Annotated in this window: 13 protein-coding genes and 1 tRNA gene; 2 read left to right on the forward strand and 12 right to left on the reverse strand. The window is 52.6% G+C overall.

Annotated features, from left to right (window positions below; genetic code table 11):
• Positions 1-14: 14 nt before the first annotated feature.
• The 6 genes from I2G61_RS02215 to I2G61_RS02240 are packed head-to-tail and all read right to left on the reverse strand — an operon-like array spanning position 15 to position 4632.
• Entirely contained in the window at positions 15-602 is a 588-nt protein-coding gene (locus I2G61_RS02215) for a V-type ATP synthase subunit E (protein WP_072683582.1), read from the reverse strand.
• 10 nt (positions 603-612) lie between these two features.
• Positions 613-921, reverse strand: a complete 309-nt coding sequence (locus I2G61_RS02220; protein ID WP_072683583.1) for a V-type ATP synthase subunit F — start codon at positions 919-921, stop codon at positions 613-615.
• 14 nt (positions 922-935) lie between these two features.
• Positions 936-1379, reverse strand: a complete 444-nt coding sequence (locus I2G61_RS02225) for an ATP synthase subunit C (RefSeq protein WP_006060813.1) — start codon at positions 1377-1379, stop codon at positions 936-938.
• 15 nt (positions 1380-1394) lie between these two features.
• On the reverse strand, positions 1395-3227 hold the full coding sequence (locus I2G61_RS02230) for a V-type ATP synthase subunit I (protein ID WP_195547858.1): 1833 nt from the start codon (positions 3225-3227) through the stop codon (positions 1395-1397).
• Positions 3228-3244: 17 nt separating this feature from the next.
• The gene (locus tag I2G61_RS02235) at positions 3245-4282 is read right to left on the reverse strand and encodes a V-type ATPase subunit (protein WP_072683585.1); all 1038 of its coding nucleotides are present in this window, start codon (positions 4280-4282) and stop codon (positions 3245-3247) included.
• Between the two features lie 38 nt (positions 4283-4320).
• A complete protein-coding gene (locus I2G61_RS02240) occupies positions 4321-4632 on the reverse strand; it encodes a hypothetical protein (protein WP_072683586.1) in 312 nt (103 codons plus the stop codon).
• A gap of 224 nt (positions 4633-4856) precedes the next feature.
• Between I2G61_RS02240 and I2G61_RS02245 the strand changes: the two genes are divergently transcribed.
• Positions 4857-5228, forward strand: coding sequence for a DUF3899 domain-containing protein (locus I2G61_RS02245; RefSeq protein WP_072683587.1), 372 nt, complete (start codon positions 4857-4859; stop codon positions 5226-5228).
• A gap of 112 nt (positions 5229-5340) precedes the next feature.
• Positions 5341-5429 (forward strand) — tRNA-Ser (locus I2G61_RS02250).
• A 341-nt stretch (positions 5430-5770) separates the two neighbouring features.
• Here I2G61_RS02250 and I2G61_RS02255 read toward each other — a convergent pair.
• The 6 genes from I2G61_RS02255 to I2G61_RS02280 form a co-directional block, all read right to left on the reverse strand.
• Entirely contained in the window at positions 5771-6838 is a 1068-nt protein-coding gene (locus I2G61_RS02255; RefSeq protein WP_083538426.1) for an alpha/beta fold hydrolase, read from the reverse strand.
• Positions 6839-6853: 15 nt separating this feature from the next.
• Entirely contained in the window at positions 6854-9034 is a 2181-nt protein-coding gene (locus I2G61_RS02260) for a bifunctional (p)ppGpp synthetase/guanosine-3',5'-bis(diphosphate) 3'-pyrophosphohydrolase (protein WP_072683643.1), read from the reverse strand.
• A gap of 66 nt (positions 9035-9100) precedes the next feature.
• Entirely contained in the window at positions 9101-9616 is a 516-nt protein-coding gene (locus I2G61_RS02265; protein ID WP_072683589.1) for an adenine phosphoribosyltransferase, read from the reverse strand.
• A 58-nt stretch (positions 9617-9674) separates the two neighbouring features.
• Positions 9675-11279 (reverse strand): DHH family phosphoesterase, encoded by a 1605-nt coding sequence (locus I2G61_RS02270; protein WP_072683590.1) that lies wholly within the window; start codon positions 11277-11279, stop codon positions 9675-9677.
• Positions 11280-11382: 103 nt separating this feature from the next.
• Positions 11383-13677 (reverse strand): protein translocase subunit SecDF, encoded by a 2295-nt coding sequence (locus tag I2G61_RS02275; protein WP_072683591.1) that lies wholly within the window; start codon positions 13675-13677, stop codon positions 11383-11385.
• The gene (locus I2G61_RS02280; RefSeq protein ID WP_006060801.1) at positions 13674-13964 is read right to left on the reverse strand and encodes a post-transcriptional regulator; all 291 of its coding nucleotides are present in this window, start codon (positions 13962-13964) and stop codon (positions 13674-13676) included. The genes I2G61_RS02275 and I2G61_RS02280 overlap by 4 nt, the downstream gene beginning before the upstream one ends.
• Positions 13965-14004 lie beyond the last annotated feature (40 nt).

A 14004-nucleotide genomic window follows, 5' to 3' on the forward strand; every position in this document is an offset into this window, starting at 1 on the left:
CGGTTTTTGTCGTATTACAATGTGAATCCGGAATTGTTCTGGAACCACTCTTTCTGATTTCTTAATGCGTTGTCCAGCGTTTCGTCGATCTCAAAGCCCTCTGACGGACACATAAAGCGCCATCCGCCAAATTCCAGATACGCTGTTTCCACCGACTGAGAAAAGCCCTTGCGCTTTAAGATTTCGCGCATCAGCGCTTCGTCCTGTTCGCGCACGATGAACGTTCCGGCCTTGCCGGCGATCTTCGCGTGCTTATCCAGCTTCTTTTCGAGTAAATCCGCGTAAGCGGAGGAAGCCACGAACGCTTTCAGCTCGTCAGCCACGTGGTCAAACAGTTCCGCGGCCATCGCCTGGCGCTGCGCCAGCAGATCCCGCTTGATTTTCAGCTTGGCTTGGGAGGTCTTCGTGGCTTGCAGCAGCTCCAGCTCGCTGATTTCTTTTTCTTCGTAGTGCCCGGTTTCCTTATGCAGCGATTCCGTGAAGAAATGAATCTCCTCGTCCTGCAGCTGCTGCACCTCAGAATGAATCTGATCGGTAACCAAGCCGGCCTGATCCTGAATGTCCTCCAGGATAGCCGTGAGCGCTTCTGTCTTCTCTGCCATTGTTTTCACCTCACAATTTGATGCCGATCGCTTCGCTGATGTAGCGGTCGATCGTTTCTCCGATTTTGGCTGACCCGTGACGATCTGGAATTTCGACCAGCAGCGGCTTGGACAGCCGCAGCTTGTAATCGGATACCACGTCCGGGCAGGTGTTGACGATTTTCGTCGTCATTAACACGATCGCGATCTCGGGGTTTTCAATCGCTTTGTTCAAAGCGGCCAGCACCTCGTCCCGTTCGTGGACCACGACGCCTTCGACCCCGGCTAAGCGCATGCCCATCTGGGTATCAATATTGTCACTGATCAAATAAAGTTTCATGACAATCCCCGATCTTACAGCTTATTGATGATCAGGATGGAAATCAGCAGACCGTAGATCGCAACACCTTCGCCCAACGCGACGAAGATGATCGCCTTACCAAAGTTTTCCGAATTCTCCGAGATCGCTCCGATCGCTGCCGGAGCCGCGGAAGCCACCGCCCAGCCGGCGCCGATTGCCGAACAGCCCGTCGCCAGCGCCGCTGCAATAAAGCCCATCCCCTGAGCTAAAGTGCCGGTGATGGAATTGGCGGCCGCCGTACCTTCCGCCAGCGCATGGACGCCGCCGAACTGGAACAGGACAGCTAAGACGAAGACGCCGCCGAAGACGCAGATCTGCGCGATCAGCTTGGTTTTCAGGTTTTCAGCGGAAGCGCCCTTTTTGTAGATGAAGAACAGCGGAGCGATCACCAGGATCACGGCGATCAAAGGCAGCAGCATTTCAAGTAATGTTAACATGGTTTATTTTCCTCCTTATGCATTTTCCGATGAGATCATCGTAAATTTCTTCCCGTTGCCGACAAAGTAGCGGCTGAACATTTCATAATATTCCAGACGCAATGTCTGAATGCCGACGATCAGACCTTCTAAGCCCATGACAAACAAGTTGCCCAGCACGAAGACGACCGGTCCGGCGTTGCCGGTCATTTTGACCAGCGTCATGACGACGAGCATCATGCCGGCATGGCTCAGAACGAAGCCGCCGACACGCAGGTAAGACAGGGAATTGGTGACGAAGCTCAGGATGATTTCCAGCACTTCAAACACTTCTTCCAGCACGAAGTTGCCCCAGCCCTGATGCGGCGTCAGCCCCTCGCCCTTCATTAAGCCGTTTAACGGTTCCTTCATGAAGAACAGGACGACCGGCACGCCGATGAACAAAATCATGAGCGGCTTGCTTCCCGGATTAAACGGCAGCATATCCGGCATGAACATGCCGATCAAAAACAGAATGATATAGCCGTAGAAAATAAATCCGGCCACGCCGTTCTGCGAGAACAGCGCTTCCGCCATCTCTTTGCGCTTGATATTCAGATAGATATTGATGATCATCGTCATCAGGATCAGCACTGCGCCGATCGCAACCGCGCCGATCAATAACGGCATCGTCGCGCTGGCGTCCATGACCTCAAACAGCTTCTCGCGAACGCCGAACAGGCTCTGATGCACTGGATTGAGCAGTGTTTCCACGCCGAAGACTGATCCGAACAGGAAGCCGAAGATCATCGACGTCAATCCCGCCCGGCCGACGATGCCGGCCAGCCGGTTATGCTTGATTTTTTCCAGCAGCAGACCGCCGATCAGAAGCAGCGCGCCCTGACCGAGATCGCCGAACATGATGCCGAACAACAGGCAGAACGTGACGGCCACAAACGGCGTCGGATCCAGGTCATGATAATTCGGCAGACCATACATCTCGACGAACATCTCGAACGGACGGAACAGCCAGACGTTGTGCAGCATCGTCGGCGGCACCAGCTGCGGCGCCGTTTCCGGTTCAGCCAGATCGACGCGGACATTCAGCCCGTCAAACAGCCGGACAAACTGATCCGCTGATTTTTCCGGCACAAAGCCAGCCAGCTGATAGTCGTCCTGCACCTGCACGACATAGCGGTACAGCTTGCGGATTTCACTGGTATAAGCGCAATAGGAATAAACCTCCGTCAGCTTTTCCTTATACTGTTCCAGGATTTTCTTTCCGTCGATGCGCGGGATCGGAATTTCCTCGATGAACAGGCTTTCCATACATTTTCTGACTTCTTTAACGAAGGTGTTGGACGTCGCATACAGGATCCAGACGTACTGGCCGCTTTTATGCAGCTCCTCAACGACGAAGTTCTTCTTTTCGATCAGACTCAGCTTCTTGAAGCTTTCAGCCGGCAGGCGGCCCATTCCGAACGAAATATACTGGCACTCATGCATCGCCTCAAATCCATAGCTCCGCACTTTTTCCAAAGCGATTTCATCATTGTCCGTCAAGGTCATCAGCTCGTGCGTATCCGCGATCAGCGCGAACTGCTCGTTGACTTCCTTGATAAACGCTTCAATTTCCGCTTCTTCATAGCTGCGGCTGACCGGTCCGGCTTTCAGCTCGAAACCGACGCTATGGCCAATATTTTTCAGCTGGTTCAGGTATTCGTTGTAGACATTTTCGTCCTGCAGCGCCTTGCCGCCGTTCTCATCGTTGATCAGATGCGCCGCCGGTTCCGGATGGAACTGAGCGCAGGATACGCAGCGTTTCAGCACGTCCTGAAACTGATCGGCTCCGGCATGCACCGTCGCCAGCTTCATTTTTACGATTGACATAAGCTCCCCCTTTCTTCTTAATAAATCAACAGCCGGTTAATCTTATCGGCCGGGATTCCATAGCGGACACCCTCGATAATATCAACGACGTTTTGAATTTCCGTTTCCGACAATACCAGATACGCGATCAGCACGATGTCCGGATTGGTCGAAAACATCATGTGCCGCTTGTTCAGGTTATAATTGATCGACTGCGCGTGATATTCAATGTACGCGAAGTTGGAGGAATCCAGATAGTTGTGATAGGCGGAACGGGCCAGCCGTTCCATGAATTCCTCAGCGTTGCAGTGATCGATCATATCCTCCAATTCCCGCTTCGGTATCCGCAGGTAAACCGGATTGATGACTTTTTTGATCTGCGCGGGCGTCGCGTTGAAATACCGTTTGGAACGATAGATCCGCGTGATGTTGTCCAATTCGATCTGGGTCAGGAAAATCTCCCGGATCTCCTTTTTCACCTTGCCGCTGAACTCCTGATCGACGATCTTCATGACCTGATCATAGAAATACTTCTGCAGGACGCTTTCGCAGGCCGTATAATCAAACTCCTCCATGTCCGTCACGGAGAATGGACGGATCAGATCGGCATACGGCGTTTTATCCAGCACTTCCAGCAGCGCATTGAAATCGCGCACCTGAGCCAGCGCCCGGATATCGAACGACGTACTCTTTTCGATATACAGCGGCAGCTCGCCGATCATCTTGTAGTTGTCCTCATCATTAAAGGCGCGGATGCAGGCCATGATCTGCTCAACCTCGCTCATCATGATGCCGTAGCGATAAAACTTATCCCCACTGGTACTGGCATACCGTAAAAGCCGGGACAGCCGGGTTCCCAGATCGCGCCGGATCAGCATTTCCAGCTGACCGCGGTGCAGCCCGGTTTCACTGTATCCTTCCAGCGCTTCCCGAAACAGCGTTTCGTTTTTAAGATAAGAAGCGATTTCCGGAATTGATTTCTTCTGCAGCAGCTGCTGGTAATCCGAAGCCGTCAGCCGTTTTCCAAACATCGCCTTGGCTTTGGTCGCCATTGCTGCATTCGATGCGGTTCCCATGGCACCCCTCCTTTTTAACTAGGTCGTATGCTGGACGTTCAAATTTCCAGGCAACGGCGAACCAGTTCTTTCTGCCATTCCTCTTTTTTCTCCAGATAATGAGCCTGAAGCCGCTTCAGCTCCTGCTCATATTCCTTCAAATTCTCGGATTCCACCTGGCTGATCTGATAATCCAGCTCGGCTTTTTTTGCGTCGACCCGCTGATGAACTTCTTTCCACGCGTCTTCGCTGATCTGCTTTTCCGTATCGGCAATTTTCCGCTTCAGCTCAAATTTCATCCGATGCGCTTCTTCTACCGCTTTTCGCGTCTTCTGATCCGCTTGAATCAGATCCAGGATCTCAGATTCCATAGCACGACCTCCCTCCTTGTTTAAAGCACGCCACTTAGTATATTCCTTTCAAAATCAATTTTCAATCATGGAAAAAATGAAACCTTTAATTTTACTGCATTGACTAAAAATCGTACCAATGTTGCGAATGATATCCTTAAAAATTTGGAATGAAATATGACAATTTTGTGAAATTAGTTTCATCTTTCGTGCGGGATTTGATATAATAGCCCCCGAGGTAGCGTATGAAAAAAAATCTTAAATCTTTATTGAGCTTCACTTTGGCGGCGTTGATTTTCAGCGCCGGGTGCGCCTTTTTTTCTGACAATCCGTTATTGATGTTTATCGACGTTCTGTCGATCCTCAGTCTGGTTCTGCTTGTCGTGGGACTGGTGGAGTTTTTGATTCACGGTGGTTATTTTGATTTTCTGTCCTATTCGTTTTCGTCGGCGAAGAACCTGTTGATGCGCCATCCCGAAACGCAGCCGCAGCGGTATTTCGATTACGCGCAGAAACAGAAAGCACGGCGGAAAGACAGCGGACACTTCGTGTTAAAGCTGGCCGGCCTGCTTCTGACGTTGAGTATTTTATTAACGATCTTCTATGAAGTGATCTGAATGAGAAGGGAATCGATTCATCGTCATTTTGAACGCCTTTGAATTTTTTTGCATTTCTTTTCATTTAGGACTCGATTTTTTGAAAAGAATTTTGTATAATAAGAAGGCACACGGAGAAATACCCAAGTGGCCGAAGGGACCAGTTTCGAAAACTGGCAGAGGTGAAAGCCTGCGGGGGTTCGACTCCCTCTTTCTCCGCCATATGTAAATAAAGCTCTCATTCGAGAGCTTTTTTCGTATTTTCCCAAACGCGGGTCCCCGCAGGCGGCAGCGCGATCAGGGATCCTTGAAGCGGATCATGGCAAAAAAAGAGATTTCCTGCCAACTTTCCTTTACCAAGTTTCGAGCCTGACTTATAGTTTCAATCGCCGGATTTAACTGAAATTTCATCAGAAGATCAAGCACTCTTCTGGTTGCGGCGGCAGTCTTGAAACCGAAGCATAACCCGTAATGTGATCTGTCCCTTGGCAACAAACTTTCTTCTTTACTTTTACCTGTAAAAAAGGACATGGCTTCCCACATCCTTTTATAAAAAATGAAGACTACGCTAACAAGACGGCGCGCAGCGCATTGAGGAAAAACTCCGGCTGGTCGATCATCGTATTATGTCCGGCATTCGGAATCAGGATCAGCTGCTTCCGCGGCGCTTCGATCCCCGCGAAGTATTCCTGCGCGATCGGATACGGCGTCTGCCAGTCCTGATCGCCTAACAAATAGTACACTGGGACTTCGTAATGCCGATCCAGTGCTTCCAGATCAAAGCTCATCAGTTCCTGAAGCAACGGCAGCTGCAGCTTGAAATCAAGGTTGAAGTAGACTGAGAACTCGCCAGGGTTGACATCGGGCGCCACCAGCATTTGCCACAGAGCTTTCAGCGAGATTGGAGCAGCGAGATGATATTTCCGCTGCAGCCTGCGCACGGCCATCATTTTATCCATCATTTCCTGATCAAATTGCGTTTGGGGATACGGCGTCAGTGCCAACAGCCGTTGGACGTCGTGATCCGCTCCGGCGATCCGCGCTTTCTGCAGCACTTTCTGATAGCCGGTTTCTTCGTTGCGCCGCATACTGACGACCTGACCGACGCCGACGTAAGCTTTCACGCGGTCAGGATACTTGCGAACAAACATCGTGCCCAGCACGCTGCCCCAGGAATGACCGAGAATGAAAATCTTATCCTGATGATATTGCGCACGCAGCACATCGCAGATCTCACGCGTGTCCTCGATCAGCTGATCCAGCGTCAGCGAAGAAGCCAGCTCCTCCTTCTGATCGGCGTTGATCTGCAGCGTCTTGCCGCACAGCCGCTGATCCCAATTCACCACCGTGAAATACTTTTCCCATTCGCGCTGATACAGATAGCGCGTCGGCATCGCGGATTCGCCCGGCCCGCCGTGCAGAACTAACAGCACCGGATTTTCATCGTTCTCCGTGCGGTGCACCAGATACTGTTGAATCCCATTGATCATCCGGTATTCCTTCAGCTCAAACCCGGCGTCTTGATCAAAACGCTGCTTTCGCTGATTAGCCTTGCGCTGCACGGCATACGCCGTTCCCACCGCAGCGGCGGCGCCGAAAGTTGTCAGTAAACATTTCGTACTGAGTTTCATGTATGAAGTCCTCCTTTACTGGATTACCCGTTCCACGCTGACCACGCTGTTCACCTTTTTCAGATTGGCGATCAGCGTTTTTAAATGATCGTAATCATCGACCAGCAGCATGATTTTTGTCGATACCGTCAATTCTTCCTGATTGACGGAGGAATTGATATTCTGCAGCGATGCCTTGCATTGCGAGATGACCGTCATCAAATCAGTTAACAGGAAATTGCGGTCGTGGCTGTAAATCTGAATCGTCGCTTCATATTTGCGCGGTTCGCGGCGGTCGTCCCATTCCACGTCGATCAGCCGCGATTTCTCGTTGGCGACGTTCGGACAATCCCGGCGGTGAACCTTGACGCCGTTGCCCTTGGAGATATAACCGACGATTTCATCGCCCGGGATCGGGCTGCAGCAGCCGGCCAGCGAAATCATCATCGACTCGATGCCCGGCACGATAATCCCGGATTTGCTCGGCGCTTTGCGGGCTGGAGAAAACGACCGGCTGACCGTTTCATTATCCAGAATGATCGGTTTTTTCTGATTTGTCAGCTTTTCAATGACGCTGATCACCGAGATCGACTTCACGGCGATCCCGTACATCAGATCGGTATAGGAGCCGACCTGAAACGCCGTCAGAATGCTTTCAATCTTTTTCCGTTCAAAATAATCCTTTTCCGGATAGCCGCGTTTTTTCAGCTCGTCGCGGATGATCTGTTCGCCCCGTTCGATAAACTCCTGTTTCTTCTCGACTTCCTTCTTCTGCAGAAAGCCGCGGATCTTGTTTTTCGCATGGTTGGTCTTGACAAATTTCAGCCAGTCCTCGCTTGGGCCCGCGGACTGCTTGGACGTCTTGATCTGCACGACGTCGCCGGTTTTTAACGGCGTGTTCAGCGGCACCAGCGTTTCGTTAACCATCGCGCCGACGGTGGAATGGCCGACCTCGGTATGCACACGGTAGGCGAAGTCAATCGGCGTGGAGCCGTTAGGCAGCTCGATGACCCGCCCTTTCGGCGTCATGACATAGACGTTCGCCTCAAAGATATCCTTCTGCAGCGTATCCATGTATTCGTTGGGATCATCGCTGAGATCGCCGGTCAGCGCCGACAGATCACGGAACCACGACAGCTTCTGTTCGATTTCACGCTGTTCCTTATGCGGATCATACTTCGTGCCTTCCTTGTAGCGCCAGTGCGCCGCAATGCCCATCTCGGCGATACTGTCCATCTCCTCGGTGCGGATCTGAATCTCAAAAATGCGCCCTTCATCGCCGACGATCGTCGTGTGCAGCGACTGGTACATGTTCGATTTCGGCACCGCGATATAGTCCTTCAAGCGACCGGGAATCGGGCGGTAAGCGGCGTGGATATAGCCGAGGATTTCATAACAGTTCAGCTTGGTCTGAGTAACGATCCGGATCGCTAACAAATCGAGGATTTCCTCAAACCGTTTGTTCTTCGTCTTCATCTTTTTGTAGATGCTGTAAAGATGCTTACTGCGGCCGAAAATCCGGAATTCGATGTTTTTTTCCTGCAGCATTTCAGAAATGTCGCGGATCATGTGCTTGACCTGCTCGTCCCGCATCGCCTTTTTCTCTTCGACCAGATGTGCGATCTCATAGTATTTCTCGCGGTCGAGATAGTAAAAGCTGAGATCCTCCAATTCGTTTTTGATCTCGCTGATACCTAAGCGGTGGGCGATCGGCGCGTAGACCTGCAGCGTTTCCGCCGCGATCTTCTGCTGCTTTTGCGGCGGCATGTACTGCAGCGTGCGCATGTTGTGCAGCCGGTCGACCAGCTTGATCACGATTACGCGGATATCGTTGGCCATCGCGATAAAGATCTTACGATGATTCGCCGCCTGATATTCCTTCTCGTCCTTAAATTTCAGATTGCCGATCTTGGTGACCCCTTCCACCAGCATCGTGATTTCCTCGTCGAAATCCGCGCTCATCTGCTCGGCCGAAACGCCGCAGTCCTCCAGCACGTCGTGCAGAAGCCCCGCGCAGATCGTCCGCGGTCCGACCTTCATCGTCGCCAGGATATAACCCACCTGGGCGGCGTGGATCATATACGGTTCCCCGCTGCGGCGGAATTGCCCCTGATGGTGTTCCTGCGCATAGCGGTACGCCCTTTCGATCAGAGCCAGGCTGTCCGGCTCCTGGATGTAGGTCTTCACCTCATTCATCAGCTCATCCAGCGTGATCATCGTATTCCCTTTATCCACAACCCATTCCCCCTTTTTTGAGAAAAACCGAAGAGAATCCTCTTCGGCTTATTCGTAGGACATCAACGTAAAGACTTCGTAGCCCGCCAGCGCCTCGCGCCCTTTCAAGCCTTCCAGCTCGATCAGAAACGCACAGCCGACAACCACGCCGCCCAGTTCTTCGATCATTTTAATCGTGGCCTGAACGGTGCCGCCGGTCGCCAAGAGATCGTCGACGATCAGCACTTTCTGCCCCGGCTTGATCGCGTCCTTGTGCATGTGCAGTTCGTTGGATCCATATTCCAGATCGTAGCGGTAGCTGATCGTTTCACGCGGCAGCTTGCCCGGCTTGCGGACCGGCACAAAGCCGATATGCAGATTCGCGGCCACCGGACAGCCGAAGATGAAGCCGCGGGATTCTGGCCCTGCGATCACTTCCGCGCCGACCTGTTCGGCAAACTTCTGAATTTCTGATGTCGCCGCGTGGAACGCTTCGCCGTTGCTCATCAGCGGCGTAATATCGCGGAACAGCACGCCCGGCTGCGGGAAATCAGGAATTGAAGCAATATATTTTTTAAAGTCCATGGATGGATGCCTCCTATAATACCGTTATTATAACAAATTTTTATCAAATTGAACTGTTTTATTCAACAGTTTCCACAAGAATCGAGCACTTTTCCCGCCCGCGGAAGCGGTTGATCTGCAGCTGACCGATCCAGCTGACCGGATGCGGATTGTCCAGTTCCCGGTTAAAGCTGATCGCGTCGATCAGATCGACGCCGTTGGTCGTCTGCCATTTAGGATAAACTTCTTTCATTTTGGCGTATTGCAGAATCGTCAGCCCGCTGACCTCAAAGGTCACCGGCTCAAACTGCTGCCCAAACGGAGCCAACTGATCCAGCTCATGCAGCGCCGTCAGATTGATTTCCTGAGCGCTGACCGGCAATACCTGCAGCGTCGGCTCCTGCAGCGCTAAATTCAGCGTTTTCATTTTAGCCAGGATCGCCTGCCTCAACGGTTCCAGCTGATCCGCCGCGACTTCGATGCCGGCTGCCTGAGCATGGCCGCCAAACTGGATCAGATACCCGCGCAGATCCTCAAAGAAGGTCTGGATATCCAAACCCGGTACGCTGCGCACCGAACCTTTGTAGCCCTGAGCGCTGGGCGCCAGCACCAGCGTCGGCCGATGCGTTTCGTTCATGATCCGGCCCGCGACCAGACCGACGATGCCTTCGTGGAATTCCCCGTCCGCAATCACATGGAAAGGATCCTCAGGATGCATCTGTTCCATCGCCGTTTTGGTCATCTTGTCGCTCATCTGGCGGCGCTTCTGATTAATCTGGCGGATCTGCGCCGCCGCGGATTCGATCTGTGCCGGATCTTCCAGCAGCAGATAGCGCACGATGTTGTTGATATTGCACAGCTCGGCCAGCCGGCCAGCAGCGTTGAGCTTCGGCACGATCTGGTAGGCGACTTCTTTCTCCGTCCACAGCTCGCATTTCTTTTCATTGAGCGCTTCGATCGCCGTAAACTGGCGTTCGTTAAGATATTTCAGTCCCAGCCGCACCAGAATCCGGTTTTCTTCCCACAGCGGCATCATATCGGCAATCGTCGCGATCGCCGCCAGCATGATCGGACGTTTGCGCGGACCCGTCATCGCCATCGACAGCTGCAGCGCCACCCCGGCTCCGCAGCAATACTGCCATGGCCTGCCCATCCGCGACGGGTGCAGCAGCGTCAGACATTCAGGCTCCTGCTGGATTACGTGATGATCGGTGACGATCACTTCCACGCCCAGCTGCTTCGCCAAGGCCAGCGCGGGATGCGCCGCCACGCCGTTATCCACGGTCAGGATCAGCGAATAGCCCTTTTCCCTGGCCAGCTGCACGGTCTGCGCAGATAAGCCATAACCCTCGTTGAGCCGGTGGGGAACGTAAAACCCGTTGACAATTCCTGTTCGGTCAAGCGCCTCTTTCATGATTGCGGTCGCGCACAGGCCATCGGCGTCATAATCGCCGGCGATCAGCACTTTTTCATGCCGCTGACGCGCGGTGTCCAGCCGTTTTAAAATCTGCGTGAGTTCCGGGCTTTGGCAAGGATGCAGCGTCAGATCCGGATTCAGCACCTGACGGATTTGTTCATCGTCCTGGCAGCGGCAGGCCAGCACCTTCGCGCACAGTTCGCTGACGCCAAATTCCTGCCGGATCCGTTTTTCTTCGCCGTTGGTTTCAATTCGTTCAATTTTCATATTTTTCACCTGTATTGTTTATTTTATCATAAAATACGCTGTCTGTCTGGGCTCGCGCTCCTTTCTAATGCACAAAAGGCGGCTCGCGCCGCCTTCCTGATGGTTAATCGTTGATGCCTGGAATCGTCAGTTCGTCCAGTTTTTCTTTTTTGACTTTCTTCTTTTTCTTTTCCTTCGGCTTCACATGGGTGCGAATAGCATACCACATCTGCGGCGCAATGAAGATCGAGGAGAAGGTGCCGGCGATCAGACCGACGAACATCGCGAAGTTGAACGTGACGATCGCACCCGATCCCATCAACAGCAGCGCGATGATCGGCAGCAGCGTTGTGATCGAAGAGAAGACGGAACGCACCAGCGTCTTATCCAGCGAGTCGTTGACGATCTGCTTGTAATCTTCGTTTGTCAGCTTCGGCTTGCGGCTTTCCGCCACCGACTCGCGGACGCGGTCGAAGACGACGATCGAGTTGTTGATCGAATAGCCGATGATCGCCAGAATGACGGAAATCAGCTCGATGTTGATTTCCATTCTGAAGATGGCGAAGATCGCCAGAACGATTGCAACGTCATGAACCAGCGCAACGATACAGCTGACCGCATAATCCCATTTAAAGCGGATCGTGATGTAGATCAGCATCGCCACCCACGCCAGCAAGGACAGTGCGATCGCGTTCTTGACCAACTCGCGGCCGACGACCGGCGTAACGACGTTATCGTTTGGCTCAATTCCATATTTCGCCGTCAGCGTTTCCTTGATCGAAGTCAGCTGATCCTGTTCCAACGCCTGGTTCAGCGTGACGTAAACAACCTTATCGCCGGAAGCCTGTACGCGGCTCGGCTTGTAGCCCAGCGCTTCAAAATCGCTGCGGACCTCATTGGTATTCAGCGTTTCATTGGATGAAACGGTAATCTTCGTGCCGCTGGAGAAGTCGATCCCCAAATTCAGCGCACCCTTGCCGCCAAAGCCGTTGACGCAGATCATCACGACCGCCGCCGCCAGAATAATCAGGCTGGTTGTAATCAAATACTTCGCTTTGCCGACAAAGTCGACCTTCTTAAACGGACCGAAATAAAACTGTTCCTGACGCTTGGCCACATCCGGAATATTCGACTGCTTCACGCCGAACCAGATCTTCTTGTTGTCCAGCGCGCCGGACTTCACGATCTGATTGACTAAGAAGCGGGAGACATACACGTTTAACACCATCGTGCAGAAAACGGTGACCATCAGCATCGTCGCAAAGCCCTTGACTGCGCCGGTGCCGAAGATATACATGATCAACGCCGCTAAGAGCGTCGTGAACTGCGCGTCGAAGATCGTCGCAAACGAAGTCGACTGTCCTTCTTTGACGGCGTTCTGAACGGAACGGCCGGCGTACAGCTCGTCTTTGATGCGTTCGAAGGTGATGATGTTCGCGTCCACGGTCATGCCGACGCCTAAAACCAGCGCTGCGATGCCCGGCAGCGTAAAGACGCCGCCCATGCCGCCGTAAATCGCGAAGACCGCGAAGATATACAGCGCCAGCATCACGTCGGCAATCACGCCCGCGAAACGGTAGACGACCAACATGAAGACCATGACTAACGCCACGCCGACGATGCCCGCCGTCGCAGTCTTGTTAAACGCGCCGATGCCATAGTCGGCACTGACGACGTTGGAGTAAATTTCTGTCATCTTGACAGGCAGACTGCCGGAATTGATCAGCTCCGCCAGCTCGCGCGCTTCGCTTTCCGTAAAGCCGCCGCTGATGACGCAGTCGCCGGAAATTGCCGACTTGACCTGCGCCGCGCTGATATACTTCGCTTCGCCCCCGGCCTGCGCTACGGCCGCTTCCTTGACATAGGAATCGCCGTCTTCATAATCCAGCCAGACAATCATAATGTTGTTGCCGGTTCCCATTTCGGAAACCTTCTGCGTGATTTCCGCAAACTTCGCCTGATCGGCAATCTTCAAGCTGACGACCGGCGCGCCGTTTTCATACCCTAAAGAAGCGCCGCCTTCCTTGATGATGCTTGCATCGGAAAGCAGGTTGTCGTTGACGTCGCGGAACGTTAAGTTCGCGGTCGAGGAAATCACCCGCCGGGCTTCCTCCTGATCCTTGACCCCCGCCAGCTGCACGCGGATGCGGTCGTTGCCTTCAATCAAAATCTGAGGTTCGCTGACCCCCAGTACGTTAATGCGCTTGCTGACGCTTTCCGCCACCGCGGACATCGCCGGCAAATCTTTGCCTTCCTGCAGCGGGCTGATCTGATAGACGATCTCAAAGCCGCCCTGCAAATCCAAACCCAGCGTCGTGTTTCTGGCGACATCCTGCGCGAAGATGCCGATCATTGCAAAGATGGCAACAACAGTCACGATGAAGACCGTTAAACGACTTGTTCTTGTCCCCTTTTTCATACGTTTCTTCCTCCTATTAAATCGCTAAACTCTGATAATTCTTGATGATACCCTTCAATGATCGCCTGCTTTGACAAAAAGCGGACAATCTGATCTGCCGATAAAGATAATATATCATTTACAGCCTCGTGTAAAGTCTTCGGTTGATTCCTTTTCCACACCAGCTTCTGCATGACATCCTCAAGATTTTTATAGTTTAGGCCGGGAAGCTGTTCACGCTGCAGCTGCTGCAGCTTCAGCATCAGAGTGAGCTGAATCTGCTTATTTTTCAGATCCAGGGATTCCATCTGAACTCTCCCCTTTCTTAATCATACTTATTTATTATAA

Source organism: Holdemania sp. 1001095H_141210_F2, from assembly GCF_015558105.1.
GTDB lineage: Bacteria > Bacillota_I > Bacilli_A > Erysipelotrichales > Erysipelotrichaceae > Holdemania.

Coding starts and splice junctions, on each gene's coding strand:
- I2G61_RS02270 (WP_072683590.1), bottom strand. CDS start 11,279: ATGAAAATTGAACGAATTGAAACCAACGGCGAAGAAAAACGGATCCGG.
- I2G61_RS02235 (WP_072683585.1), bottom strand. CDS start 4,282: ATGGGAACCGCATCGAATGCAGCAATGGCGACCAAAGCCAAGGCGATG.
- I2G61_RS02215 (WP_072683582.1), bottom strand. CDS start 602: ATGGCAGAGAAGACAGAAGCGCTCACGGCTATCCTGGAGGACATTCAG.
- I2G61_RS02275 (WP_072683591.1), bottom strand. CDS start 13,677: ATGAAAAAGGGGACAAGAACAAGTCGTTTAACGGTCTTCATCGTGACT.
- I2G61_RS02240 (WP_072683586.1), bottom strand. CDS start 4,632: ATGGAATCTGAGATCCTGGATCTGATTCAAGCGGATCAGAAGACGCGA.
- I2G61_RS02260 (WP_072683643.1), bottom strand. CDS start 9,034: ATGATCACGCTGGATGAGCTGATGAATGAGGTGAAGACCTACATCCAG.
- I2G61_RS02265 (WP_072683589.1), bottom strand. CDS start 9,616: ATGGACTTTAAAAAATATATTGCTTCAATTCCTGATTTCCCGCAGCCG.
- I2G61_RS02230 (WP_195547858.1), bottom strand. CDS start 3,227: ATGTCAATCGTAAAAATGAAGCTGGCGACGGTGCATGCCGGAGCCGAT.
- I2G61_RS02220 (WP_072683583.1), bottom strand. CDS start 921: ATGAAACTTTATTTGATCAGTGACAATATTGATACCCAGATGGGCATG.
- I2G61_RS02255 (WP_083538426.1), bottom strand. CDS start 6,838: ATGAAACTCAGTACGAAATGTTTACTGACAACTTTCGGCGCCGCCGCT.
- I2G61_RS02225 (WP_006060813.1), bottom strand. CDS start 1,379: ATGTTAACATTACTTGAAATGCTGCTGCCTTTGATCGCCGTGATCCTG.
- I2G61_RS02245 (WP_072683587.1), top strand. CDS start 4,857: ATGAAAAAAAATCTTAAATCTTTATTGAGCTTCACTTTGGCGGCGTTG.
- I2G61_RS02280 (WP_006060801.1), bottom strand. CDS start 13,964: ATGGAATCCCTGGATCTGAAAAATAAGCAGATTCAGCTCACTCTGATG.